Consider the following 23,772-nt stretch of genomic DNA (forward strand, 5'->3'; position numbering starts at 1 on the left):
TCACGACTGCGCGCGGGCTTGGGTCACGCCGGCGACAGGACCAGGACCGCGTGGTCGGGCGCCACGCTCGCGAGCCGCAGGCGGATGCCGCCGATCCTGCCGGGCCGTCCCATGGCCAGCGTCAGCCCGCCCTCCGTGTGGCAGCGGCCGTTGAAGCAGCTCTGGCTGACGCCGGTGTTCATGCCCTCGACGTGGAAGGCGCCCGCGCCCGCTTCGAAGCGCACCCGCACCTCGCCCTGGTCGAGCCCTGCGATCGTGATCTCGTCGAGGCCGGTCTTCGGGTCGAGCCGCAGCCGGTCTCCCTGGCGGACCGCCACCTCGCAGTCGGCGTTCCGGCACGCGTCCGGATGGTCGAAGGCCGAGACGACAGACGGGCTGGGCGAGGGCGATGCGAAGACGGTGGCCGCCGGATCGGCGACGGGGTTCAGCGTGGACGCCGGGCCGCCCGTGGCCACCGACCCCGCCGGCGTCTGCGGCTGCGTCTCCGGCTGGGGCGACCCGCACGCCGCGAGCAGCACGGCCACCGGTACGGCGACGAGGCCCGCCCGGCCGATCAAGCGGGACGCGTACGGTCCTCGACGCATGACTCTCCCCGAGACCACGACGGCTGCGCCGGTCCGACGCACCGGCGGCCCGAGCGGCTCAGGCCCAAGCACAAGCCAAGGCACGGGCCCAAGTTCAAGCCCAGGCACACAGCACAGGCCAAGCCCGAACACAGGCACACGCACAGGCCCCGCCGCTCGGCTCCGTCAGGCCTTCCCCGAGCCCGGCGACTCCAATCCCCTGATCGGGGGTCACAGGAGGAGAGCGCCGGTGATCTGGCGGGCGGTCCTGCGCACGGCCGCGCCCAGGCGGGGCAGCGCCGCCGCCCCCACCGGCGCGGCGACCCCGACGGCCATGCACACTCCGCCGTCCGGGCCGAAGACGGGCGCGGCGACGCAGCACACCCCCTCGGCGAACTCCTCCCGCGCGTACCCCGCGCCCTCGCCGCGGATGGCCGCGAGCTCGCGTTCCAGCGCGACCGGCGCAGTGACCGTACGGCCGGTCACCCGCCGCAGGGCCGGGGCGGCGAGGAACGCGGCGCGCAGACCGGCGTCGTGGGCGAGCAGCACCTTGCCCGTGGCCGTGCAGTGCAGCGGCGCCCGGTCGACGCCGTCCGACGGCGACGTGACCCGGTTGTGTCCGTACAACCGCTCGACGTACGCGACCTCGGACCCGTCCGGCACGGCCAGGTTGACCGTCTGCCGGGTCAGTTCGTAGAGCTGGAGCAGGTGCGGCAGGACCACCCTGCGCGAGCCGGGGAGCCGGCGGCCCTGCACCGCCCAGCCGCGCGGCGCCACGAGCTCGGCGAGGCGCCCGCCGACGGTGTAGTCGCCGCCCGTACGCGTGACCAGGCCCCGCCGCTGCAGGGTCCCGAGCAGGCGATGCGTGGTGGTCTTGGAGAACCCGGTCGACCTGTGCACCTGGGTCAGGTTCATCGGCCGCATGCCGGCGGCGAGGCACAGGAGGATCTCTATCCCGCGTTCCAGGCTGCCCAGGGCGGAGGCCGCCTCCGCTCGGCGGGCGCGATCCAACGGTACGAACAACCCCACCCCGCGACGCTCGAAGCACATCTTGATCGGCCAGCGGTCACCTTAGCCGCGCCGCGCCGCGTATGCAGGGAGAACGCCGTTGCTACGCCGAGGCCGCCAGCTCGACCTGGCGGCCGACTCCGTCGCAGTCGGCCGCGGCCAGCACGGGGGCGAGCAGGCCGGGAAAGCGGGTCTCCAGGTCGTCGCGGCGGAGCACGACGAAGCAGCGGGTGCCCTCCTGGCGGGTGCGGGTGATCCCGGCGTCGCGCAGGACGCGCAGGTGATGGCTGAGCGTCGACTTGGCGACGGGGGCCCGTAGCTCCCCCCACCCACGCTCCCGCCCGTCGGCCAGCAGCCGGACCAGGCCGACCCGGATCGGATCGCTGAGTGCCCCCATGACCGCGGTGAGCGAGATCTCGTCCAGTTCGGGGTGGTGCGCCTGCTTCATGGGCACATGATAGCTTGTTCGGTGTTCATCGAACATCGAACATTGGGAGTCGCGTTGACCGGACAGGATGGTGGCCGCTTCACCGACCGGGTCGTCGTCGTCACCGGTGCGGGCTCGGGCATCGGACGCGCCACCGCCCTCGCCTTCGCCCGGGCGGGAGCGCGGGTCCTCGGGGTGGGCCGCCGCGCACACGCCCTTGAGGAGACCGCCCGGCAGCACCCGGGCATCGCCGCGCTCGCCGCCGACCTGCGCGCCGCCGATTCGCCCGAGACGATCGTCCGTACGGCGGTCGACCGCTGGGGCCGGGTGGACGTGCTGGTCAACAACGCCGGCGCGACCATGATGATGCCGCTGGCCGAGACGACGGCGGCACGTGTCACCGATCTGTTCGCCCTCAACGTCACCGCGCCCAGCCTTCTCGCCCGGGCGGTGCTGCCCCACCTTCGCCGGACGCACGGGTCGATCGTCAACGTCTCGAGCACGTACGGGCACCGGCCGCTGCCCGGCGCGGCGCACTACGCCGCGTCGAAGGCCGCGATCGAGCAGCTCACCCGCAGCTGGGCGCTGGAGCTCGCCGGGGACGGGATCCGGGTCAACGCGCTGGCGCCCGGGCCGACCGAGAGTGAGGCGCTCGCCTCTGCCGGCCTGCCCGACGCCGTCGTCGAGCAAGTGAAGCAGGACGAGGCACGCAGCATCCCCCTCGGCAGGCGTGGCGAACCCGGAGAGGTGGCCGAGTGGATCCTCCGCCTCGCCGATCCCGGCGCCACGTGGCTCACCGGTCAGGTCCTCACCCTCGACGGGGGCCTGGAGCTCACCTGACCCGGGGAAACCGCCTGCGGCCGGGGGCCCTCGGGGAGCCTCCGGCCGCAGGCGCGCCTCAGTGACTCAGTGACTCAGTTCACCTCGACGCTCTCCAGCACGCCGAGGGCGTCGGGGACCAGGACGGCCGCCGAATAGTAGGTGGTCAGCAGGTAGGAGATGATCGCCTTGTCGTCGACGCCCATGAAGCGCACCGACAGGCCGGGTTCGTACTCGTCTGCCAGCCCGGTGCGGCGCAGGCCGACGACGCCCTGTTTCTCCGCCCCGGTGCGCATCACCACCATCGAGCTGAGCCCGCCCTCGCTGATCGGGATCTTGTCGCAGGGCAGGATCGGCACCCCGCGCCACGCCATGACGGTCGCCCCGTTCACCTCGGTGACGTCCGGATAGAGCCCGCGCCGGGTGCACTGCCGTCCGAAGGCGGCGATGGCCCGGGGATGGGCGAGGAAGTAGTGCGAGCTGCGCCGGCGGGCGAGCAGCTCGTCGAGGTCGTCGGGGGTGGGCGGGCCGGAACGCGTGTGGACGCGCTGTTTGAGGTCGGCGTTGTGCAACAGGCCGAAGTCGCGGTTGTTGACCAGCTCGTGCTCCTGACGCTCCCGCAACGCCTCGATCGTCAGCCGCAACTGCTGCTCGGTCTGGTTCATCGGCTCGTTGTACAGATCCGCCACCCGCGAGTGCACCCGCAGAATCGTCTGCGCCACACTCAGCTCGTACTCACGCGGCCCCAGCTCGTAATCCACGAACGTCCCCGGCAGCGTCGCCTCACCCTCATGCCCCGCCGCCAGCGCGATCTCCGCCTCCCCATACCGGTTCACCGGCCGTGCCACGGGAGGACGCGCGAGGTGGTCGCGCAGCCCGCCCGCGAGCGCGGTGAGGTTGTCCAGCGCCGACCGGTCGAGGACGAGAACGATGCAGGAGGTGAGGGCCTTGGCGGGCGAGGCCCCCGCACCGATGAGGTCTCCCAGGTGGTCTCCGTCGGCCAGCACCTGGAGCAGCGCCTCGCCGCCGTACGGGCCGGGGCCGACGCGTGCGACCTTGCCGTGGGCGACGAGCACGACCTGTCCCCGCGGCACCGGCTCGCCCGGTCCCAGCTCGTGCTGGACGAACCGGTCCGCCAGCGCGCCGAGGGTGTCCAGGTCGCCGTAGCCGTGCAGGGACGGCAGCTCGCACAGCTCGGCCGGGATGACCCGCACCCGCGCCCCGGTGGAGACGAAGCTCACCCGCCCGTCCCCCACCGTGCAGGTGAGCCGCCGGTTGACCCGGTAGACGCCGCCCTGGACCTCCGTCCACGGGAGCACCCGCAGCAGGTGCCGAGGGGTGATCTCCCGCATCTGCGGCGGCGTCTTGGTGGTGGTCGCCAGGTTGCGTGCGGCGGCCGTGCTCAGGGTCAGGTGCGACGCGGTCATGGCGCCCCCACCGGGAGCGCGGGCGAGCCGTGTGCCGGCGGCGCCAGGGAGAGGATGCGCGCGGTGGCCGTGCCGAGGCCCGTCGGGCCCTGGGACCACCGGACGGCCGGGCCCCTGCGCAGCTCCTCCTCGACGTAGCGCCGGGACCGCTGGTGCCAGCGCAGGATCGCCGCCATCCAGTTGCGCAGGTCGGAGACGTATCCCTCGACCGACTCCCGCACCGCCTCACCCGCCTCGATGCGGTCGAGCAGGATGGGCAGGTCGACGGTGGTGATGTGCTCGAACTGCCTCATCCGGCTGGTCATCAGCGCGTCCACCACACTCACCGCCTCGTCGGGGGCGCAGTCGAGGAAGGTGCCCAGCACCACGACGGCGTTGTGCAGCTCCCCCTCGAACTGGATCTCCTTCTGATAGGAGAACAGGTCGTTCAGCAGGCACGCGTAGTCCTGCGCGGCGTCGGTCATGCCGAGGAACTCGCGGGTACGATGGATCTCGGCGGGGATGACCCGGCCGGGCGTCAGCCTGGCCAGGCTCATCGTCATCTGCGAGCCGAACGTCCTGCGCCGCATCTCGATGTAGTCGACCGGATCGGGCACGCGGTGCTGGGCCTCGTTGGCCAGCTCCCACACCCAGCTGTCGATCATCTCCTCCACGGAGACGCGGAACGCCCTGCGGGAGTCCTCGGGCAACGGCGCGGCGGTGCGCGCCCACAGGTCGGCCAGCCCGCGTTCCAGCCCCGTCATCGGGGCCAGGCGCGGAACGAGGTCCAGCGGCATGAACTCCTTGAGCCGCCGGTTGCCGAGCTTCGCGCCGACCAGGTCGCGCGCCGCGCCGTAGACCCGGGGATAGTAGTCGTCGCCGTACGTCCCCCAGGCCAGCCAGTTGACGGCCAGGACCAGTTCGTCGGCCGTGGCGTCCGGGTTGATGCCGGACGCGCACAACGCGAGGTCGAAGCCGACGAGTTGCGGCTCGTTCCACACGGCGGTCGCCGGGAGGCCGGGGACGCCGTCGAAGAAGCCCATCGCGGCACACCATTCGACGTCCGCCGCCCGCGCCGCGTCCAGGTGCGGGTTGTCGCGCACCTCGAACGGCATGTACGGCTGCGGCAGCCGCACCGCCGCCTCGGAGAAGGGCCGGTGGGTGTGGTTGCGCAGCCCGCCGGCGCCGGTGAGGTGGGCACGCGACACGTTCAGGCCCAGGGACCCGGAATGACTTCGAAGCTTGGTGTAGCGGCTGGAGGCGGTGTGCCAGGCGTGGCCTCCCGCCTGCCAGTCCTGCAGTCCCTTGACGTAGCTCAGGACCAGCGCCTGCTCGGGCGGCAGCACCCCTTCGTCGGCGAACAGCGCCGGAAGCTCGGTCAGCGCGGCGTGCTCGAACTGGTGCAGCCGGGAGGTGAGCAGGTCGTTGGTGATCTCCACCGCCCGCGCGGTGTCGCAGCCGAAGAAACGCTCGCAGACCAGGACGCAGTTGGACAGCTCACCCTCCTGCCGCACCTCCCGCTCATAGGAGAACAGGTCGTTGCGCAGGTGGACGGCGTCGGCGAACGACTCCGTCAGCACCCGGATCGGCCGGGAGCCCGCCAGCCGGGCCGGCAGCTCCGCGCCGGCCGCGTGCTCCACCAGCGCGGCCGACCACGGGGCGCCGCCGACCTTCCTGCGTTCCTCGATGTACTCGATCGGGTTGGAGACGGCCTCGCGCTCGATGTGGAACAGCTCCCACATCGACTCCTGCAGCAGGTCGCGGGTGACCCGGACGAACCGGTGGCGCCACGCGTCCGACATGGCGGGCACGGTCCGGGGCCACAGGTCGGCCAGGCCGCGCTCCACGGGGTTGGACGGCTCGGGCAGGTCGTCCATCATGAACGCGTCGAGCCGGTCCAGGTAGTCCTGGGCGCCGTCCAGGTCCCTGCTGCGCTTGAACGTCTCCAGGAAGTGGTCGTCGAAGAAGAAGACCCACACGTACCAGTCCGTGACCAGGTCGAGTTCGGGGGCGGAGCAGTCGGGATGGGTGTAGGCGCACATCAGGCCGTAGTCCATCGCGTCGAGCGACTCCCCGGTCCAGATGTCCGGGTCGTCGAGCATGCCCATGTCCGCCGCCCACCCCCGCGTGTGCGCCCGGGCGGTCTCCACATGCGGGTTCAGCCGGGGCGGATAGGGGAGGTAGAAGTCCGGCAGCCGGTAGGACGACATCAGAGGACCTCGACGCTCTCCAGGATGGCGAGGGCGTCGGGGACCAGGACGGCCGCCGAATAGTAGGTGGTCACCAGGTAGGAGATGATCGCCTTGTCGTCGATGCCCATGAAGCGCACCGACAGGCCGGGCTCGTACTCGTCCGCCAGCCCGGTGCGGCGCAGGCCGACGACGCCCTGCTCCTTCTCCCCCAGCCGCATGACCATGATCGAGCTGATGCCCTTGTCGTCGACCGGGATCTTGTTGCAGGGCAGCATCGGCACCCCGCGCCAGGCCGGCGCCTTCTGGCCGTTGAACTCCACCGTCTGCGGATAGATGCCCCGGGCGTTGCACTGGCGCGCGAAGGCCGCGATGGCCTTCGGGTGGGCGAACATGACGTTGGGGTTCTTCCAGACCGTGGCGAGCAGCTCGTCGAGGTCGTCGGGGGTGGGCGGGCCGGAACGCGTGTGGACGCGGTGCTTGAGGTCGGCGTTGTGCAACAGGCCGAAGTCGCGGTTGTTGACCAGCTCGTGCTCCTGACGCTCCCGCAACGCCTCGATCGTCAGCCGCAACTGCTGCTCGGTCTGGTTCATCGGCTCGTTGTACAGATCCGCCACCCGCGAGTGCACCCGCAGAATCGTCTGCGCCACACTCAGCTCGTACTCACGCGGCCCCAGCTCGTAATCCACGAACGTCCCCGGCAGCGTCGCCTCACCCTCATGCCCCGCCGCCAGCGCGATCTCCGCCTCCCCATACCGGTTCACCGGCCGGTCCGGGTTCTCCCGGTATGCCTGCACGTGCTCACGCAGGCTGTCGGACAGGGTGAGCAGCCGTTCGAACTCCTCCCTGCCGAGCGCGAGCACGGTGCACGGCGTCACGGTCTTGACCGTCCACCCCCACCGCGCGTCCGCGTTCACCAGCATCTGCTCGCCGACGTACTCGCCGTCGGCCAGCACCCCGAGGCGCGTCTCGTTGCCGTACGCGCCGTCGCCGATCTTGTCGATCTTGCCGTGGGCGAGGAGCACGACCTCGTCCATGGGGGTGCCGGCCCGGGCGATGACCTGGCCGGCCTCGTACTCCCGCTGGGTGAACAGGTCGGCCATGGCGGCGAGCACCTCGGCGTCGCCGAAGCCGTGCAGGGCGGGCAGCTCGCACAGCTCGGCCGAGATGACCCGCACGTCCGCCCCGGTCGAGACGAACGTCACCCGCCCGTCGGCCATCTGGTAGGTCAGCCGCCGGTTGACCCGGTAGGCGCCGCCCACCGCCTCGACCCAGGGCAGCACGCGCAGCAGATGACGGGAGGTGATCTCCTGCATCTGCGGCGGCGTCTTGGTCGTGGTGGCCAGGTTGCGCGCGGCCCTGGTGCTGAGGCTCAACCGGTTGTCGGTCGGCATGGTGTTTTCGGTCACAGCACATCACCCCATCTGTGGTCGGCACGGCGGCCGGTTGTTCGGTGACTGGTCACGCTCGTCGCCGAGCGGCGGAGGGGGAGGGAGAGGTCAGGGTCCTACCGGCCCACACGGGGCCACACCGCATCGCCGGCCGCCCGTACGGCAGCGTGCGGAGGCGGCCGGAGCGGGTTCCCCGGCCACGGGAGTCGCAGGAAAGGCGGGAACCGGCAGAGAAGCGGGAGTCGTGAGAGAGGCGGGCGTAACGGTCGCGCGCCTCACCGGACGCGGCGGGTGAGCCGCTCGGTGAGCATCGTGAGCGCCTGTGCCGCCTCCGGGGCGATCGCGCAGTCGCGCAGCGCGTCGAGCGCCTGCCCGGCCCGCAGGGCGATGAGGCCCTCGACCTCGCCGAGGGCGCCGGTGCCCACGATGATCCGGCGGAGCTCGGCCGCCCGGCGTTCGTCCAGGTCGGGTGCGCCGTGCCAGGTCCGCAGCAGGTCGCGTTCGGGCCCGCGCGCCCGCGCGTACGCGTACGCCATGAGCACGGTGCGTTTTCCCTCGCGCAGGTCGTCGAGCACCGGCTTGCCGGTGACGGCGGGGTCGCCGAAGACGCCGAGGACGTCGTCGCGCAGCTGGAACGCCTCTCCGAGCGGCAGGCCGAACCGGGAGTACGCCTCCAGCAGGGCGGGCGGGGCCCCGGCGAGCGCCGCGCCGATCTGCAGCGGGCGCTCCACGGTGTATCGGGCCGTCTTGTAGCGGATGACCGTCAGGGCCCGCTCGACGTCCGCGTCGGCGCGGGCGTGCGCCAGGATGTCGAGGTACTGCCCGGTGACGACCTCCGTGCGCATCCGGTTGAACAGCTCGCGGGCCGCCCGCCCCCGCGCGTCGCCGGCTGCGGCGTCCGCGAGCAGTTCGTCCGCCCACGCCTGCGCGAGCACGCCGAGCAGGATGGCGGCGGACCGGCCGAACGCCTCCGCGCCCGTCCACCGCGAAGTCCCGGCCAGCCCCCGGTGGATGGTCGGGCGCCCGCGGCGCAGCTCGCTGCCGTCCATGACGTCGTCGTGGATCAGCAGACCGGCGTGGTAGAGCTCCAGCGCCGCGCCGGTGACGACGGCCCGGTCGTCGGCGGCACGGTCGTCGGCGGCGCGGTCGTCGTGCGGCTCCTCGCCGCCCGCGCCCCGCCAGCCCCAGTAGCACAGCAGCGGCCGGATGCGCTTGCCGCCGTCGACGACGAACTCGCGCAGCAGCCGGTAGCCCTCGGCGACGTCCGGATCGCCGACCGGGGGACGCCGGGCGTCGAGGAAACCGGCGAGCAGCTCGTCGACCCGTCCCCGGACGGCGCTGGTGACGGCGGCGACGCCGCCGGTCTCACCGACGCCGGTGATCCCCTTGATGGACGTGTCCACGGTGTCCGCGGTCATGCACGGCCTCCTCGCTCGGCGCGCCGATCTCCCTTGCGGAAAGTTACTTAATGAACACGCAAAGTAGAACCGGTCGTTCCGATAGTCGGAACTTCTCGCCGAGCCGCAGGATGCGGCGCTCCTCAGTCGGCCTTGCCGACGGCGCTCCCTAGTCGGCCTTGCCGAACTGCGCTCCCTAGTCGGCTTTGCCGAATTGGGCGATCGCGGTGGCGAGCAGGGCGAGCCCGAGGACCGCGAGGACCCCCACCTCGACGGCGACGGGCACGTGCCACCCGCCCCACGTCAGCCCCGGCGCGAGCCGGGCCTGTACGGCGGGCGCCAGGTCGAGGTGCGAGAAGACGAGCCGCCTGATGGGGTCCACGGCGTACGAGAGCGGGTCGATCCGGTTGAGCACGGTCAGCCACGCGGGCAGGTTCGACGCGGGGAACATCGCGCCCGACATGAAGTACAACGGCATGATCAGCAGCTGGTTGAGCGCCATGAACGACTGCATCTGCCTGACCCGCACCGACATCGCCACCCCGAAGGCCGTGATGGTGAAGGCCAGCAGCACCTGGATGCCGAACACGCCGAGCATCAGCCCCGGCGCGTACGGCACGCCCACGGGACCCGCGATGCAGATGACGACGAGGCCCTGGAAGGCCGCGACGGTGGCCCCGCCCAGGCACTTGCCGAGCACGATGGACCCCCGGGACACCGGCGCGACCAGCATCTCGCGCAGGAAGCCGAACTCCCGGTCCCAGACGATCGAGGCGGCCGACGACATGGCGGTGAAGAGGACGGCCATGGCGAGGATGCCCGGATAGAGGAAGGTCCGCAGGCCGAGCCCGCCGGTGCCGCCCGAGGTGAGCTGGGACAGGCCGGTGCCGAGGACGAACAGGAACAGGAACGGCTGCACGAGCGAGGTGAGGATGCGCAGCGGGCCGTTGAAGAACCGGATGATCTCGCGCTGCCAGACCACCTTGACGGCGCGCAGCTCGCTCATCGCGCTGCGCCCCGGCACCCGGACCGCCGTGACGGGCAGCGTCATCGCCGGCCTCCTCGCGCCGCGGCGAGCGCGGCCGCACCGCGCGCGCCGCCGGCCGATTCCGAGTCACGGATCGACCGGCCGGTATAGGACATGAAGACGTCGTCCAGGCTGGGCCTGGCCACGCTGACGGACCGGATCGGCAGCCCCGACCGGCTGAACAGCTCCGGCACGAACCGCTCCCCCTCCTCCACCTGGAAGACGACGACGTCGCGGGACGCGACGGCCTTGATGCCGAACCGCTCGTCCAGGGCGGCGACGGCCGCCGCGCCGTCGTCGGTCTGGATCTGGATGCGGTCCTTGCCGACGCCGGCCTTCAGCGCGGCGGGGGTGTCGAGCGCGATGATCCGGCCGCCGTCCATGATGGCGATGCGGTCGCAGTGCTCGGCCTCGTCCATGTAGTGGGTGGTCAGGAAGACCGTGATGTCCTCGGCCTCCTTCAGCTCCCGGATGTAGGACCAGATGGAGCTCCTGGTCTGCGGGTCCAGGCCCACGGTGGGCTCGTCGAGGAACAGCACCCGCGGCGAGTGCAGCAGGCCACGGGCGATCTCCAGCCGTCGTCTCATGCCGCCCGAGAACGTCGCGACCCTGGCCGCGCGCCTGTCCCACAGCCCCACCATTTCGAGCACCCCCCGCAGCCGCGGACCGATGTCCGCGCGGGGCACGCCGTACAGCTCGGCGTGGAAGCGCAGGTTGCGCTCCGCCGTCAGATAGCCGTCGAGCGTCGGGTCCTGGAACACCAGCCCGATCGAGCGCCGCACGCTGTCGCGTTCGCGCACCACGTCGTGGCCGGCCACGCGCGCCGTGCCGGCCGTGGGCGTGGTCAGGGTGCAGAGCATGCTGATCGTCGTGGACTTCCCGGCGCCGTTGGGGCCGAGGAAGCCGAAGATCTCCCCTCTGTGCACGGTCAGGTCGATGCCGCGTACGGCCTCGACGTCGCCGTAGTTCTTGGTCAGGCCGGTGGTTTCCACCGCCGGATGCGTCATCCCGCCTCCCCCATAACTTACACTTGGTGTAACAGTACACCAGGTGTAACAAAGGAAAGGCCGATACGCTGTGCCCATGAGAGCGGGCGGACTGCGGGAGCTGAAGAAGAACCAGACCCGGCAGCTCATCGCCGACACCGCGAACGCGCTCTTCCGGGCCCGGGGGTTCGACGAGGTCACCGTCGACGAGATCGCGGCGGCCGCCCAGGTGTCGAAGAAAACGGTGTTCAACCACTTCCCGACCAAGGAGGACCTGGTCTTCTACCGGGCCGAGGACCGGGAGGCCATGTCGCTGGCGGCGGTCACCGACCGCCCGGCCGGGTTCTCGATCCTCGACTCCTTCCGCGCGATGTGCCTGGCGCAGACCAGGTTCATCCCGGGCATGCGGCGCGACCTCGACCATCCGCGCAGCTTCTTCGACCTCGTCAGCGGCAACCCCTCGCTGGAGCGGAAGATGCACGAGGTCAACGAGCGGATCGTCCGGGTGCTCGCCGACGCGCTGGCGGCCGAGGCGGGCGCGGAGCCCGGTGACCCACTGCCGCACGTCGTCGCCTCGACGCTGGTCTCCGCGCAGCGGGCGCTCTACCGGCGGCTGCGGCAGCGGGTGCGGGAGGGCGGGCCCGACGAGGAGATCGGGCGCGCCCACCGCGCGGACGTCGAACGGGTCTTCGACCTGCTCGGCACGGGCCTCGGCGGCTACCCGCCGGTCTGACCGCTATTCGGCCACCGCGACCCTGGCCTCCTGGCCGTCCATCGCGGCGCGCTCGCGCCGCCAGGGGCCGTGGAACAGGAAGACGGCGGGCGCGAACAGCGCCAGGCACACCAGCGAGACCACCAGCCAGGTCTGCCAGCTCGTGGCCTCGACCACGCGCGGGATGACCAGCAGGCCGACCACGGCGATCGCCTTCGTGAGGAAGCCGAACAGGCCCCACGCCGTGCCCTGCAGCCGAGGGTCGACGTCCTCGGCGTCCTCCGAGTAGTTGGCCATCCAGGGGGCGTACGCCACGCCGAGCGAGCCGCCGAGCAGCGCACCGACGATCATGAGCGCGCCGCTGGAGACGCCTTCGCCGCCGAGGATGTACGCCAGATAGGCGGTGACCAGCACGGCCGCGACGGTGCCGGCGAGCGTGATCGGCTTGCGGAGCTGGGTGCGGTCGGAGACGCGGCCGGCGACGATCAGCGTGATCAGGTTGAGGCTCCAGAAGCAGGCCATGATCGTGGACGCCTCGGCCGCCGTGATGCCCAGAGCGCCGACCAGCATGGTCTGACCGAAGAGCGTGAGCGTGATGTAGAGCACCAGCCACAGCGAGATGCCGATCACGTGGGCCCAGATGTTGGGCCGTACGAACAGCGAGGAGACCTTGGCCGGCCTGGTCAGGTCGACGACGTCCCTGGCCTGGCGCTCGGTGTGCTGGATCTGCGCGCGCAGCTCGGGTGACAGGTCGGCGATGTTGAAGGCGATGACGATCGAGATGACCAGCGAGAAGCAGCCCATGATGACGAACTGCGACCGCCAGGAGTCATTGAAGATCGGCAACGTCCAGCCCGCGACGGCGGCGGCGAGGAAGTTGGCCCCCACCGGACCCCAGGTCCAGAAGCCGAACGCCTGGGCCCTGCCGAGGCGCGGCGAGAAGTCGCGGACCAGCGGAGCCGTGCTCGCCATCGCCACTCCGTCGACGAAGGCCAGCACGATCCTGGCGATCAGCAGGTCGCGTGGGCTGTGGACGAGCGTCATGGCGAAGCAGCACACGGCGGTCAGCAGCATCAGCGGGACCAGCAGGCGCACCCGGCCGAGCCGGTCGGTGAGCCTGCCGCCGAGCGCCGACGCGATGGCCCCCGCGAGCGCCGCCGCCCCGGACACCGCGCCGTACGTCGCGAGGGACATGTCGAGGTCCTTGAGGAGCAGCGGGACCACGGGGGCGATCTGCGCCTCATAGGAGCCGATGAGGACGGCCAGCACGGCCATCGTGAGGATCTTCATACGACGCGCACCTGTGGGGTACTCGTCGAGCTCGCGTACGTAGGACAGGCCCATTGACACGCCTTTCTCGTCAGCCCCCGTCCCAGCGATGAGTTCTAGAAGTAAGCTCTAGAATTCATTTCCACGAATGCTCCGCCACCTCACGCCCGGAGTCAAGGGGCTGTGAGGATGTGTCTCTTTGGCATCGGATGACTAGAATGAGATTCTAGGATTTCGATCGAAGGAGGACGGGTGGACATCGCCGAGGAGCTGGCCGGACTGGACGCGGCCTTCGACCACACGGCCGTCGCCGCGCCGCGCATCAGGGACCTGCTGCCGATCTACCGCGACCTGCTGGGAGGCGCCTACCTCGGCGGGGGCGACAACGTGGTGAACGGCTACCGGACGCTCCAGCTCGGGTACGCCAACGGGAGCAAGATCGAGCTGATGGAGCCGCTGGCCGGGTCCACGTTCTTCGACAGCTTCTTCGCTCTCACGCGCGGCAGAGGCGGGGTGCACCACCTCAACTTCCACGTCACCGACATCGAGGCCGCCGTGGCGGCGCTGCGCGAGCGCGGCTATCGGCTGTTCGGCCTCAACCTCGCCGAACCCCGCTGGCGCGAGGTCTTCCTCCACCCGAAGGAGGCGCACGGCGTCCTGGTCCAGCTCGCCCAGCGCGGGCCGCGCAAGCCCGAGCCGGTGCCGTCGCTCGACGACGTGCTGGCCGGTCGCGGCCGGCGCGGCAACGGCGTCCCCAGCCCGTGACAACGGACCCTCGCCATCTCTAGATTGGAGTTCTAGAATCCGACTCTAAGACTTCCTCCGCCTCGTAGGAGAACGATGACCGCATCGCACAAACCCGTCCCGAAGCCGACACCGGACACCCAGCCGTTCTGGGACGGCACGGCGGAGGGAGAGCTGCGGATCCAGCGCTGCCGCGCCTGCTCGCGGCACTACTTCTATCCACGGCCCGCCTGCCCGCACTGCGGCTCCGACGACGTCACCTGGGTGACGGCCGGCGGCAGGGCCACCCTCTACTCGTACGTGATCAGCCACCGCCCCGCTCCCGGCTTCGAGCAGGACGGGCCGTACGCCATCGCGGTCGTGGAGCTGGAGGAGGGCGTGCGGATGATGACCAACATCGTGGGCGTCGAGATCACCCCGGAGAACCTGCCCCTCGACATGGAGCTGCGCGTGGTGTTCGAACAGCGCGGCGACGTGTACGTACCCCTCTTCGAGCCCGCCGGAGAGCCCGCCGGAGGTTCCGCCCGATGAACATCGTCATCGCGGGCGCGGCCGAGACCGACGAGCTCGGCAAGCTGCCCCACATGTCCACCACGCAGCTCCACCTCCAGGCCGCGCGCAATGCGCTCGCCGACGCCGGGATGACCAAGGACGACATCGACGGCGTCGCCACCGTCGGCGTGCCCGGCCCGATCCAGATCGCCCACGCGCTCGGGATCGCCCCGGCCTGGCTCGACGGCACCGGGGTGGGCGGCTCGTCCTTCCTCTTCCACGTACGGCACGCCGCGGCGGCCATCCGGGCCGGGCTGTGCACCACCGTGCTCATCACGCACGGCGAGTCGGGGCGGTCGCGGGTCGGCGCGCCCCGGCCGGCCCTCGGCCCCGACTCGCTGATCGGCCAGTTCGAGCTGCCGTACGGCGTGCTCGGCCCGCCCACCATGTTCACGCTGACGGCGCTGCGCTACATGAAGGAGACCGGGCTCACGCACGAGCAGCTCGCGGAGGTCGCGGTCGCGCAGCGCCGGTGGGCGCACCGCAACCCCCGGGCCATGTATCAGGACCTGATCACCGTCGAGGACGTGCTCGCCTCCCGGATGGTCGCCTACCCCTTCCACCTGCTGGAATGCTGCCTCGTCACGGACGGCGGCGGCGCGCTGATCGTGACGACCGAGGAGCGCGCCCGCAGGTCTCCGGTCCACCTGCTCGGCTCCGGCGAGTCGGCCGAGTCGCCGATCATCTCCCAGATGGAGGACTTCACCACCTCGGCCGCCTTCCGGCGCTCCGGCGAGGCCGCCTTCGCCGAGGCGGGCATATCGCACGACGACGTGGACCACCTGATGATCTACGACGCCTTCGCGCACGTGCCCATCTACGGCCTGGAGGACCTCGGCTTCGTCAAGCGCGGCGAGGCGGGGCCGTTCATCGCCGAGGGCCACACCTCCCCCGGCGGGCGCCTGCCGCTCAACACCAACGGCGGCGGTCTCTCCTACACCCACACCGGCATGTACGGGATGTTCGCCATCCAGGAGTCCGTACGGCAACTGCGCGGCGAGGCCGCCGCCCAGGTGCCGGACGTCGAGGTCAGCGTCGTCCTCGGCAACGGCGGCATGTTCGCCTCCGCCGCCACCCTCGTCCTGTCCAGCCACCGCCCCTGACTTATGGCCCTCCGGCGATCCGCCGGAGGGCCGACGGCGGCGTACGCCGCTGTAATGGCCGACGCCCACCCGGCGACTACCTGTCGGGGGAGTTGACGTCCGGCCGGCCGAACCTTCCGGGGAGCCCGGAAGGCACAGGAGCAGCAGATGAGCATTCAGCGGCGGCTCGAAGATTTCGTCGAGGCGATCGCTGACATTCTCGGAGAAGAAGAGATTCCTCCGGACAGAGCGCTCCGGCCGAGACTCCGGCGGCTCCTGGAGAAGGAGCTGATCCGGGAGGAGATCCGGAACTCGATGGCAGACGTCGGCGTCGAGGAAGATCAGCTGTTCGAGATCGCCTCCGGCATGCTCGAGCAGATTCCATGTGAAGCCCCGGACGAGTACGACCGGTTTTGCAGAGCACTCGGTGACTATCAAGCGGCTCTCAGCACCGCCAGGCGGGACGCCGCGGACGACATGTGGAACCGCGTTCTGCCCCGGCTGGCCGCCTATGGAGGCAGCGCGGGCGGCGTGATCCTTTCGATCGGCCTGCTGGCAGGCGGCCTGTTCGACGTCCTCGGCGCGCTCCGGTTCGTCGGCGGCCTGATGCTGCTGGCCGCCGCACTCGTCGCGATTCATCTGCGCGTACGCAAGACGATGACCGGGCAGCGATTCCTGTTCGTCGTCACCGGCAAACGGCATCGCAAGGACTACACCTCGAAACGGGAAGCACTTCTGTCCACCATCGTCGAGCGCGACCTGGTCGTTCCCACTCTCCGTCTGGCGTTGAACCAGGCGCGCGTCGACAGGCTGAGCCGGCGTTTCGCCGTCAAGGCCAGTCCCGGCCTCGGGGATCTGCACAGCACGCTGTATTACGTCCCGACGCCCGTCGAACGGGAGGTGGGCGAGCTCATCCGCCAGCTCACCGGCGGGAGCATCGGCATAGCCGGGCCGCGCGGGTCGGGGAAGTCGTCGTTGCTGGGGCTCTATTGCGCCCCTCGACGGCACGCCTCCTCTGCGGATATCTGCTGCCTGGTGTCGGCGCCCGTCGACTACCTGGCACGCGATTTCGTGCTTCACATGTTCGCGGCACTATGCCGGTCCGTCGTCGTCAAGGTCAAGCGGAGACGGCGAGGCTCGCTTTCACCGGGACAGCTGTTCATATTGATCGTGTTCGGCATCCCTGTGAACGCGATATTCGGCGGCATGGTCTGGTTCGGGCTGCACAATTTTTCCGGATCGCCGGCGCTCCAGACGCTGTCGGCCGGCGCGATCGTGGTCGGGGGCTCCGTCCTGCTGCTTTACTACGGCAGCTTCGGGCTCGATCTCGTGAAACGGTGGTGGAGGCACCGCGCGGACCGGCGGCTGCGGAGGGCCGCGCTACGAAATCTCGCCCGGATCCGATATCTCCAGACGCACACCGAATCGTGGTCCGGGACCCTGAAGGCGAGCCTCGGGACGAAGCTGGGCCTGGGTCTCGACGGGCAGAGATCGCGCGGCGTCTCCCGGGCGGAGCAGCCCCTGGGATATCCCGAGATCGTTCGCCTGTTCCGCGTGTTCGCGAGCATGACGTCCGCACATGCACGGAGACAGGGAGGCCGTGTCCTGATCGGCATTGACGAACTCGACAAGATCTCCTCCGCCGATCAGGGGGAGAAGTTCCTCAACGAGATCAAAAGCATCTTCGGGGTCCCCGGGGTCTACTTCCTCATAACCGTGTCCGATGACGCGTTGACGGCGTTCGAACGCAGGGGCATACGTCTTCGCGACGCTTTCGACAGCTCTTTCGACGAGATTCTGCGAGTGGAGCTGCTCAGCTATCGGGAGTCACGGCGCATGCTCTACAGGCGGGTGATCGGTCTGTCGGAGCCGTACGTGGCGCTGTGCCATGCGCTCTCCGGCGGGTTGGCCCGTGATCTTATTCGTTCGGCTCGGCACGTCATCCGATCGGCCACGGAGCACGGGAAGCCCGACGAGTTCGATTCGATCGTGAGACGTCTGGTCAGAGACGACGTCCGGCGGAAGACGGGAGCACTGAGCCAGATCGAGGCGATCAGGAATGACACCGCGCTGCTTCACGTGCTCCACAGGGTCAAAGTCGGATATTACGCCGAGAAGGAGCTGTCCGACCTGCTCCATGACGTCCGGGCCGCATGGCCAAAAAATCAGCGGAAGCCAGATTCGGAAGCCGATCTCCTGCGCCGGGAACTGATCGCCTTCCTCTACCTGTCGATGACGTTGGAAGACGTGTTCAACGAACGCCTCGACGAGGACCGGGTGAGATCCGCCGCCGACGACTCACACGGGCAGTGCCTGTTCGACATGCTGGCGTCCGCTCGCTCGGCCCTCGGCACGAACACGGAGCTGGCGTGGAGACTGACGAGCGAAGCGCGCTCGGCCTGGGGCCTGGACAGCTGGGACAACGAGGCCGAGTGGCACGGCCCCTTCGGATTGCAGCCGTCTCCGACCCTCTGACCGCTCCGTCGGCGGCGCTTCGGCACGTCAGACCGTAGGCTTGGCTCCGTCGAGTGGACAGTGACGAGGAGAAGCTGGATGACAGCTCTGCCGGATGACAGTTGGCTTCTCAGCATTCGCCCTCAACCCGCCCGCGTCACGGCGGAGGAGTACGACGCGCTCCCCGAGGAGATCGCCAAGGCCATCGAGATCGTCGACGGCTACGTGGTCTACTGCGCGGCTCCCACACCTGATCACCAGACCGCCGGCAGGCGACTGGCGAACCTGCTGGAGCGACATGCCCGTGCCGCCATGAGCAAGGGGCATGAGTGCCTCACTGTCAACAACGACGTGGATCTGCGCCTGAGGGACGTGCCGTTGCTCAACCGCAGGCCCGATGTCGCGCTCTACCGGTGCCTCGACCGAGAGCGGGGCGAGCGTCTGCGCGCCGAGCACGCGCTGCTTGTCGTGGAGATCGTGTCTCCGGGATCGGAGACCCAGGACACGACGGACAAGCTCGGTGAGTATGCCAAGGCCGGCATCCCGCACTACTGGATCGTCCGTATCGACGGCACCGGCATATCGGCGATCGAACGCTATCGGCTGGACCGGGCGGCGATGCTCTACAAGCACATCGGCACCCTCATGAAGGACGAGCCCGGGGAGGCTCCTGTCGTGAGCAACCCGATCCCCATCACCGTCGACTGGGCCGAACTACAGTTCTGAACCCGCTCGGCGGCATCCTCATCCGGGGAGGGTGTCTCCGGGGAAGCCGTGGCAGGGGTGGACCTCGCAGCGCATCATTCCAGCTCGGACGCAGGGGTCCCCGGCCATGATCTCCGCGGCTTCCTCGGCCGGCACGGTCATGATCGCGACGCCGGCCACGGTGTCGGAGGCGACCGGGCACAGGATCGCGATCACCCCCTCGGCGCGCAGCGACACCATGCGCCGCTGGTGTTCGAGTTCGATGGCGTCCGCGCCGTCCATGGTCCGTTCCGGCCCCCACCGAAGGAGCGCCAGGCTGTACGGCTTCGCGGTGGCGGCCAGAGCCCGGATCTGTTCGTCGGTCACGGTCGTGCTCATGCTGTCTCCTACTTCTCGATGCGCTCGGCCAGCGACGGCGACGTTGCGCAGGCCAAGCTCGTTGGCCGGCGCGGCGGGCGAACCCGGGAGGTGGTCCGGCCGTGTGAAGCTCGACAGCTCCAGCGTCGTGCCTCCCCCGGGCGCTCGCAGCATGACGATCTCGGTGCGGGCGCCGCTCATGCCGATCACCGTGTCGAGGAACTCACCTTCGACCGCCATCTTCGGATCGGCCTCCAGGCCGAGGCCGACGAAGAACGCCGTCACGGCATCGAGATCGGCGACGGTGATGCCGACGTGGTCGAAGCGCCTGACGAAGGTCATGGGATTCCTTTCGAAGTCTCTTGAAGAGACCCCAAAGGTAACACCTCAAGTTCCTTGAGGGAACCCCGGTTGATAGACTGCCGCCATGCAGCGAACGCAGTTCGGGGACATGGCGTGTTCCATCGCGCGCACCTTGGACGTGATCGGCGAGCCCTGGTCGCCGCTGATCCTGCGCGACGTGTGGGCCGGGGTGCGCCGCTTCGACCACATCCAGGCCGACCTGGGGATCTCCCGCAAGGTGCTCACCGAGCGGCTCAACCACCTGGTCGAACAGGGCGTGCTCGAGCGGCGGCCCTACGACGCCCGCCCTCGCTACGAGTACCACCTCACCGACAAGGGCGCCGATCTCGTCGAGATGCTCATGGTGATGGCCCGGTGGGGTGACCGCTGGCTGGCCGGTGAGGCCGGGCCTCCCGTCCTTTACCGTCACCACGCCTGCGGGCAGATCGCCCACGTCGACCCCCGCTGCAGTCACTGCGGAGAGCCGATGCACGCCGGCGACGTCGACCTCCTCCCCGGCCCGGGTTCGGCCTGACGGCGGAAGGCCGCCCCGGACGGCGCCGCCTCAGTAAGGCTCGAAGGTCACCGTGCAGGGAACGCCGTTGAGCGTGAAGCCGCTGGGGTGTTCGTCGGCCCCGTAGGCGTTGAAACCGATATAGAAGCTCGTGCCGGGATCGATGCTCGGCTGCCAGCTCGAAGCGGCCTGAACGCTCGGTGGAGTCTGCGAGAAGGTCGCATTCCACCCCTGAATGAGCGTCTGGCCGCCGGGGAAGACGAACTGCAGGATCCAGGGGCTGAACGCCCGGGTCCCGGTGTTGGTGATCGTCACTCTGGTCGTGAACCCGGTGACCCATCCCAGGCTGGCGTAGGTCACCGCACAGTCGTACCCGGCCGGCACGTCCGTGGGCGCCCCCTGGGCGGGCCCCGTCAACACCGTGGCCAGGAGAAGCCCGGCGATACCGATCCCCGACGAAGCCCGCAGAAAACGCATCGATCCCCCTCAGGGCGGCGTTCCGTGACAACCGATTTCGATGTGATCGTGAGCCGCTCGAAATTCGCTGTCAAACAATTCCCGGGGCATATTCGCGGCGCCTCGGCTCTGCCATACGTACGTTCGCCACTTCGACCGGCCGCGCTGAAAGTTTCACCGCCGCCCGCGTGACGAAGGACATTACTCGACGTCGTTAATCGTGCTTTTCACGCGCGCCGGAACGGTGACCTGGTGACCACTTCGGTAACGGCCCGGGGTCGTTCCGATGATGTCGGTGAACGCCGCGATGAAGCCGCTGGGGTTGGCCCATCCGCAGGCGTACGCGATCCGGGTGACGTCGTGGCCGTCGGCGAGGAGCACGAGCGCGTGATGGACGCGTAGCTGCGTGCGCCACTCGTAGAAGGTCATGCCGAGTTCGTTGCGGAACAGCCGGCTGAGGGTGCGCGTGCTCGCTCCGATCGTCTTCCCGAGCTGGGCCAGTGAGGCGTTGTCCGCCGGATTCTCCCGCAGCATCCAGGCGATGGCCTGCAGCCGGTCGTCCCGCGGCTCCGGCAGGTGCAGTGGCTGTTCGTGTGCCTCGCGGAGTTCGTCGACCAGGACGCGAAGGAGGCGAAGGCGCGCGGAGCGGCTGTAGGCAGGCGCGGCGTCGCCGTAGTTGCGGGGGCCGGTCAGGGCGAGCAGGACCTCGCGGGCGAGGCCGGAGGCCAGGAACACGGCGGGATGCTCCGGTATGAGCCGGGCGAGGGACGGCGCGAGAAAGACGATCCGCATGTCGGTGTCGCCGTGGGCGCGGTGGTAGTGCGTGAACCCGGCCGGGGTCCAGGCGACCCGGTTGGCGGGAACGATCGACGTGCCGCGCTCGGTGTGGACCGCCAGGACGCCGCTCGCCGCGTACACCAGGTGCCCGCGTGCGTGCGACTGCACCCCGCTTGTCTCACCGGACGCCCACAGGTGACGCCCTCCCGAGGGCCAGATATGCGAGGTCACACCGGCGACGGGGCGAGGTTGGCGGGGAACGGGCATCGGGTGGCATCGTATCGGTGGCCGGCCATGCCGTGATCTCGTGACACTTCCTCAAGGCGATGCCGCGCGCCTCTGCGCCGCGGAGCGAGAGAGAAGGAGAGACACATGGCGACGTTCGTTCTTGTGCCCGGCGGTTGGAAGGGCTCCTGGGCGTATGAGGCGGTGGTTCCGCTGCTGGAGGGCGCCGGTCATACCGTTCACGCCCTGACCCTGACCGGTCTGCGGCCGGACGACGACACCGCGACGGTCGCGACCGCCAACCTCGACACGCACGCCGGCGACGTGTTGCGGCTCCTCGATCGTGCCCGCATCACCAGCGCGACGCTGGTCGGCCACAGCTATGCCGGGATGGTGATCGCCGCCGCCGCCGATCGCGCCGACGGGCGGATCTCCCGGCTGGTGCATCTCGACGCCTTCGTCCCGCGCGACGGCGAGTCGTGGTGGTCGTCGGCGAACGAGTACTTCCGGGAAGTGATCGCGGCCGGCGCCGCGAGCACCGGCTACGCCGTGCGTCCGCCGGACGGCGGCGATCCCCGCCGCCGTCCTCATCCCCTCGCCTCGTTCCTGCAGGCGATCCGGCTCACGGGCGCGCTCGCCCGGGTCCCCCGCAGGGAGTTCGTCTACTGCTCCGGGTGGGAGGACCGGACGCCCTTCGCCGGGCTCCGCGCCCGGCTCCACGCCGATCCCGAGTGGCAGGTCCACGACCTCCCGACCGGCCACGACGCGATGCACGAGGCCCCGGAGGCGGTCGCCGCGCTGCTGCTCGGCGACGCGGGCCACGACCTCCGCGATGGCGTCGAGATCGGTGGACCCGGCGCCACGAGCGCCCTGCAGTAGCGCGGAGCCACGAGCGCCCCACTCGATCCGGGCGCGTCAGCTCGGCGCGGACCGGCGACCTTGCGGACTCGCGGCCAACGCCTCTTCCACGCCCGGCGTCACCACCGCTCGGAACGCCGCGTCCATCTCGGCGGGCGTGGCGGTGAGTTCGCCGTCGGCCCACTTGCGCAACAGTGCCATGAACGCTCCGACGACGCAGGTGACCATCAGATCGAGCGATGCCGGCGGTGTGCTGCCTGCGGGCAGCCCCGCCAGCAGTTCGTCACGGACGACCGCGGCCATGATCTGCTCTCCGCGCGCCATCACGACGCTGCCCCCACGCCGTCCGAGCAGTGCTCGTACGAGGCGGCGCTGCTCCTGAAGGTGCTCGAACATCGGCAGGCTGAAGGCGAACAACGTGCCCGGCCGGGACGCGGGAGCGAGATGGAGGAGGCCGGAGAGTTCGTCCAGGTTGCTGAACAGCACATCCTGCTTGTCGGTGAAGTGCGCGTAGAAGGTCGAGCGGCCGACGTTGGCGCGGTTGATCAGGTCCGTGACCGTCACCGTCTCATAGCCCTTCTCCAGGATCAGCTCGGTCAGCGCCTGTTGAACGGCCCGCCGGGTGCGCCGCACCCGGCGGTCGGAGCTCTCCCGCCGCGGGTTCCCGGACACCTTCCCACCCCTGTCCCGTACGGCACAGCCTGCCGAATCTGCTTGTTGACCGCCTCACGGCCACGAATCGATCATTTATAACCGAACACATTGTTTCGAAACAAGGAGGAGAATCCCATTGAGCGCAGGAAAGCTCCTGCACGGTCACTCGAAACACGGTGACGGGGGCGGCACGATCGATTACCCGCGGGGATACGACGTCTTGGCCGAAATCGGCTTCCTCGGACGCCGCCGCAGCGTTTTCACGCGTCTGGCCGCGCTGTCGGGCGCCGGGACGGGCCATCAGATCCTGGACGTCGGATGCGGCACCGGCTATCTGACCCGGATGCTGGCTCCGCTCGTGGGGCGCGAAGGGCGGGTGACCGGCCTCGACCCGTCGCCGGCGATGATCGCCCACGCCCGTCGGCGTTCACCCGGCAACTGCTCTTATGAGGTGGGCGAGGGGCAGGCGATGCCTTTCCCCGACGCCTCGTTCGACATCGTGGTTTCCAGTTTCGCCGTTCACCACATGCCCGTCTCCGCCCGCGGCACCGCCGTGAAGGAGATGTTCCGCGTCCTGCGGCCGGGCGGACAGGTGCTGATCGCCGAGTTCCGTCCGCCGGCCAACCCCCTCGCCGCCCGCCTCGCGGCCGTGCTGGCCGGTCCCGCCATGCGGCCCACCATGCCGGAACTGCTCGCCGGTCTGGTTCCCGCCGCCGGCCTTCGCGTCGAGAGCACGGGCACCGTGGGACCGGTGCTGTACTACGTCAACGCCGTTCGCCCACTCGATTCCCGTTCCTGAAACACCTCACGGGCCCGCGCGGCCGGGCGAGCCGCCTGTGCGCGGCGGGCCGGCCGCGC

The 23,772-nt window shown here is 70.1% G+C and carries 24 protein-coding genes; 10 read left to right on the top strand and 14 right to left on the bottom strand.

Translation table 11 applies throughout. The features are described from left to right. Window positions 1–23: 23 nt before the first annotated feature. The 3 genes from FLX08_RS09285 to FLX08_RS09295 form a co-directional block, all read right to left on the bottom strand. On the bottom strand, window positions 24–584 hold the full coding sequence (locus tag FLX08_RS09285) for a hypothetical protein (protein WP_142617849.1): 561 nt from the start codon (window positions 582–584) through the stop codon (window positions 24–26). Window positions 585–794: 210 nt separating this feature from the next. Further along, a complete protein-coding gene (locus tag FLX08_RS09290; protein WP_167530335.1) occupies window positions 795–1,592 on the bottom strand; it encodes an IclR family transcriptional regulator in 798 nt (265 codons plus the stop codon). Between the two features lie 82 nt (window positions 1,593–1,674). Then, entirely contained in the window at window positions 1,675–2,019 is a 345-nt protein-coding gene (locus FLX08_RS09295) for an ArsR/SmtB family transcription factor (RefSeq protein ID WP_142617853.1), read from the bottom strand. 54 nt (window positions 2,020–2,073) lie between these two features. Here FLX08_RS09295 and FLX08_RS09300 point away from each other — a divergent pair, with 54 nt between their 5' ends. Further along, window positions 2,074–2,838 carry an SDR family NAD(P)-dependent oxidoreductase gene (locus FLX08_RS09300; protein ID WP_244312515.1) on the top strand — a complete coding sequence of 255 codons (765 nt, stop codon included), beginning with the start codon at window positions 2,074–2,076 and terminating at the stop codon, window positions 2,836–2,838. 74 nt (window positions 2,839–2,912) lie between these two features. On the opposite strand, the gene FLX08_RS09305 is transcribed toward FLX08_RS09300, so the two are convergent. From FLX08_RS09305 to FLX08_RS09330, 6 genes are all read right to left on the bottom strand, one after another. Further along, window positions 2,913–4,244: a family 2B encapsulin nanocompartment shell protein gene (locus tag FLX08_RS09305; protein ID WP_142617857.1), complete on the bottom strand. Its 1,332-nt coding sequence runs from the start codon at window positions 4,242–4,244 to the stop codon at window positions 2,913–2,915. After that, a complete protein-coding gene (locus FLX08_RS09310) occupies window positions 4,241–6,433 on the bottom strand; it encodes a terpene synthase family protein (RefSeq protein ID WP_142617859.1) in 2,193 nt (730 codons plus the stop codon). Before FLX08_RS09310 ends, FLX08_RS09305 begins: the two co-directional genes overlap by 4 nt. Beyond that, window positions 6,433–7,806, bottom strand: a complete 1,374-nt coding sequence (locus tag FLX08_RS09315) for a family 2B encapsulin nanocompartment shell protein (protein WP_142617991.1) — start codon at window positions 7,804–7,806, stop codon at window positions 6,433–6,435. The genes FLX08_RS09310 and FLX08_RS09315 overlap by 1 nt, the downstream gene beginning before the upstream one ends. A gap of 272 nt (window positions 7,807–8,078) precedes the next feature. Next, window positions 8,079–9,221 carry a polyprenyl synthetase family protein gene (locus FLX08_RS09320; protein ID WP_142617861.1) on the bottom strand — a complete coding sequence of 381 codons (1,143 nt, stop codon included), beginning with the start codon at window positions 9,219–9,221 and terminating at the stop codon, window positions 8,079–8,081. Between the two features lie 175 nt (window positions 9,222–9,396). Then, on the bottom strand, window positions 9,397–10,251 hold the full coding sequence (locus FLX08_RS09325) for an ABC transporter permease (RefSeq protein ID WP_142617863.1): 855 nt from the start codon (window positions 10,249–10,251) through the stop codon (window positions 9,397–9,399). Next, window positions 10,248–11,234 carry an ATP-binding cassette domain-containing protein gene (locus FLX08_RS09330; RefSeq protein WP_142617865.1) on the bottom strand — a complete coding sequence of 329 codons (987 nt, stop codon included), beginning with the start codon at window positions 11,232–11,234 and terminating at the stop codon, window positions 10,248–10,250. The genes FLX08_RS09325 and FLX08_RS09330 overlap by 4 nt, the downstream gene beginning before the upstream one ends. A gap of 76 nt (window positions 11,235–11,310) precedes the next feature. On the opposite strand from FLX08_RS09330, the gene FLX08_RS09335 reads away from it, so the two are divergent. Further along, window positions 11,311–11,946, top strand: a complete 636-nt coding sequence (locus FLX08_RS09335) for a TetR/AcrR family transcriptional regulator (protein WP_142617867.1) — start codon at window positions 11,311–11,313, stop codon at window positions 11,944–11,946. A 3-nt stretch (window positions 11,947–11,949) separates the two neighbouring features. On the opposite strand, the gene FLX08_RS09340 is transcribed toward FLX08_RS09335, so the two are convergent. Further along, entirely contained in the window at window positions 11,950–13,269 is a 1,320-nt protein-coding gene (locus tag FLX08_RS09340) for an MFS transporter (RefSeq protein ID WP_142617869.1), read from the bottom strand. A 177-nt stretch (window positions 13,270–13,446) separates the two neighbouring features. On the opposite strand from FLX08_RS09340, the gene FLX08_RS09345 reads away from it, so the two are divergent. The 5 genes from FLX08_RS09345 to FLX08_RS09365 all read left to right on the top strand — a co-directional run bounded on the left by FLX08_RS09345 (window position 13,447) and on the right by FLX08_RS09365 (window position 18,752). Then, the gene (locus FLX08_RS09345; RefSeq protein WP_142617871.1) at window positions 13,447–13,959 is read left to right on the top strand and encodes a VOC family protein; all 513 of its coding nucleotides are present in this window, start codon (window positions 13,447–13,449) and stop codon (window positions 13,957–13,959) included. A 75-nt stretch (window positions 13,960–14,034) separates the two neighbouring features. After that, entirely contained in the window at window positions 14,035–14,469 is a 435-nt protein-coding gene (locus FLX08_RS09350) for a Zn-ribbon domain-containing OB-fold protein (RefSeq protein WP_142617873.1), read from the top strand. Continuing rightward, on the top strand, window positions 14,466–15,593 hold the full coding sequence (locus FLX08_RS09355) for a thiolase C-terminal domain-containing protein (protein WP_142617875.1): 1,128 nt from the start codon (window positions 14,466–14,468) through the stop codon (window positions 15,591–15,593). Before FLX08_RS09350 ends, FLX08_RS09355 begins: the two co-directional genes overlap by 4 nt. A gap of 147 nt (window positions 15,594–15,740) precedes the next feature. Continuing rightward, on the top strand, window positions 15,741–18,047 hold the full coding sequence (locus tag FLX08_RS09360) for a hypothetical protein (RefSeq protein ID WP_142617877.1): 2,307 nt from the start codon (window positions 15,741–15,743) through the stop codon (window positions 18,045–18,047). 78 nt (window positions 18,048–18,125) lie between these two features. Beyond that, window positions 18,126–18,752: a Uma2 family endonuclease gene (locus FLX08_RS09365; protein ID WP_142617878.1), complete on the top strand. Its 627-nt coding sequence runs from the start codon at window positions 18,126–18,128 to the stop codon at window positions 18,750–18,752. A gap of 18 nt (window positions 18,753–18,770) precedes the next feature. On the opposite strand, the gene FLX08_RS41265 is transcribed toward FLX08_RS09365, so the two are convergent. Further along, window positions 18,771–19,430, bottom strand: a complete 660-nt coding sequence (locus FLX08_RS41265; protein WP_208761347.1) for a VOC family protein — start codon at window positions 19,428–19,430, stop codon at window positions 18,771–18,773. A gap of 85 nt (window positions 19,431–19,515) precedes the next feature. On the opposite strand from FLX08_RS41265, the gene FLX08_RS09380 reads away from it, so the two are divergent. After that, window positions 19,516–19,965, top strand: coding sequence for a winged helix-turn-helix transcriptional regulator (locus tag FLX08_RS09380; protein WP_142617880.1), 450 nt, complete (start codon window positions 19,516–19,518; stop codon window positions 19,963–19,965). 30 nt (window positions 19,966–19,995) lie between these two features. Here FLX08_RS09380 and FLX08_RS09385 read toward each other — a convergent pair whose 3' ends face one another. Both FLX08_RS09385 and FLX08_RS09390 read right to left on the bottom strand, forming a co-directional pair. After that, a complete protein-coding gene (locus tag FLX08_RS09385) occupies window positions 19,996–20,421 on the bottom strand; it encodes a cellulose binding domain-containing protein (RefSeq protein WP_142617882.1) in 426 nt (141 codons plus the stop codon). A 180-nt stretch (window positions 20,422–20,601) separates the two neighbouring features. Next, window positions 20,602–21,345 (bottom strand): AraC family transcriptional regulator, encoded by a 744-nt coding sequence (locus tag FLX08_RS09390; RefSeq protein ID WP_142617884.1) that lies wholly within the window; start codon window positions 21,343–21,345, stop codon window positions 20,602–20,604. Window positions 21,346–21,549: 204 nt separating this feature from the next. Between FLX08_RS09390 and FLX08_RS09395 the strand changes: the two genes are divergently transcribed. Beyond that, complete coding sequence (locus FLX08_RS09395) at window positions 21,550–22,281, top strand: alpha/beta fold hydrolase (RefSeq protein ID WP_208761348.1); 732 nt, start codon at window positions 21,550–21,552, stop codon at window positions 22,279–22,281. Between the two features lie 36 nt (window positions 22,282–22,317). On the opposite strand, the gene FLX08_RS09400 is transcribed toward FLX08_RS09395, so the two are convergent. Continuing rightward, window positions 22,318–22,893: a TetR/AcrR family transcriptional regulator gene (locus tag FLX08_RS09400; RefSeq protein ID WP_167530337.1), complete on the bottom strand. Its 576-nt coding sequence runs from the start codon at window positions 22,891–22,893 to the stop codon at window positions 22,318–22,320. Between the two features lie 241 nt (window positions 22,894–23,134). Here FLX08_RS09400 and FLX08_RS09405 point away from each other — a divergent pair, with 241 nt between their 5' ends. Then, window positions 23,135–23,713 carry a class I SAM-dependent methyltransferase gene (locus FLX08_RS09405; RefSeq protein WP_167530338.1) on the top strand — a complete coding sequence of 193 codons (579 nt, stop codon included), beginning with the start codon at window positions 23,135–23,137 and terminating at the stop codon, window positions 23,711–23,713. The last annotated feature ends 59 nt before the right edge of the window (window positions 23,714–23,772 follow it).

It is taken from the genome of Microbispora hainanensis (assembly GCF_006874475.1).
GTDB classification, from domain to species: Bacteria; Actinomycetota; Actinomycetes; order Streptosporangiales; family Streptosporangiaceae; genus Microbispora; species Microbispora hainanensis.

Excerpts from the sequence above, each read along its gene's own strand:
- FLX08_RS09395 (WP_208761348.1), top strand. The coding sequence starts at position 21,550 with ATGGCGACGTTCGTTCTTGTGCCCGGCGGTTGGAAGGGCTCCTGGGCG.
- FLX08_RS41265 (WP_208761347.1), bottom strand. The coding sequence starts at position 19,430 with ATGACCTTCGTCAGGCGCTTCGACCACGTCGGCATCACCGTCGCCGAT.
- FLX08_RS09350 (WP_142617873.1), top strand. The coding sequence starts at position 14,035 with ATGACCGCATCGCACAAACCCGTCCCGAAGCCGACACCGGACACCCAG.
- FLX08_RS09305 (WP_142617857.1), bottom strand. The coding sequence starts at position 4,244 with ATGACCGCGTCGCACCTGACCCTGAGCACGGCCGCCGCACGCAACCTG.
- FLX08_RS09320 (WP_142617861.1), bottom strand. The coding sequence starts at position 9,221 with ATGACCGCGGACACCGTGGACACGTCCATCAAGGGGATCACCGGCGTC.
- FLX08_RS09325 (WP_142617863.1), bottom strand. The coding sequence starts at position 10,251 with ATGACGCTGCCCGTCACGGCGGTCCGGGTGCCGGGGCGCAGCGCGATG.
- FLX08_RS09365 (WP_142617878.1), top strand. The coding sequence starts at position 18,126 with ATGACAGCTCTGCCGGATGACAGTTGGCTTCTCAGCATTCGCCCTCAA.
- FLX08_RS09335 (WP_142617867.1), top strand. The coding sequence starts at position 11,311 with ATGAGAGCGGGCGGACTGCGGGAGCTGAAGAAGAACCAGACCCGGCAG.
- FLX08_RS09355 (WP_142617875.1), top strand. The coding sequence starts at position 14,466 with ATGAACATCGTCATCGCGGGCGCGGCCGAGACCGACGAGCTCGGCAAG.
- FLX08_RS09340 (WP_142617869.1), bottom strand. The coding sequence starts at position 13,269 with ATGGGCCTGTCCTACGTACGCGAGCTCGACGAGTACCCCACAGGTGCG.
- FLX08_RS09295 (WP_142617853.1), bottom strand. The coding sequence starts at position 2,019 with ATGAAGCAGGCGCACCACCCCGAACTGGACGAGATCTCGCTCACCGCG.
- FLX08_RS09315 (WP_142617991.1), bottom strand. The coding sequence starts at position 7,806 with ATGCCGACCGACAACCGGTTGAGCCTCAGCACCAGGGCCGCGCGCAAC.
- FLX08_RS09285 (WP_142617849.1), bottom strand. The coding sequence starts at position 584 with ATGCGTCGAGGACCGTACGCGTCCCGCTTGATCGGCCGGGCGGGCCTC.
- FLX08_RS09330 (WP_142617865.1), bottom strand. The coding sequence starts at position 11,234 with ATGACGCATCCGGCGGTGGAAACCACCGGCCTGACCAAGAACTACGGC.
- FLX08_RS09385 (WP_142617882.1), bottom strand. The coding sequence starts at position 20,421 with ATGCGTTTTCTGCGGGCTTCGTCGGGGATCGGTATCGCCGGGCTTCTC.
- FLX08_RS09360 (WP_142617877.1), top strand. The coding sequence starts at position 15,741 with ATGAGCATTCAGCGGCGGCTCGAAGATTTCGTCGAGGCGATCGCTGAC.
- FLX08_RS09310 (WP_142617859.1), bottom strand. The coding sequence starts at position 6,433 with ATGTCGTCCTACCGGCTGCCGGACTTCTACCTCCCCTATCCGCCCCGG.
- FLX08_RS09380 (WP_142617880.1), top strand. The coding sequence starts at position 19,516 with ATGCAGCGAACGCAGTTCGGGGACATGGCGTGTTCCATCGCGCGCACC.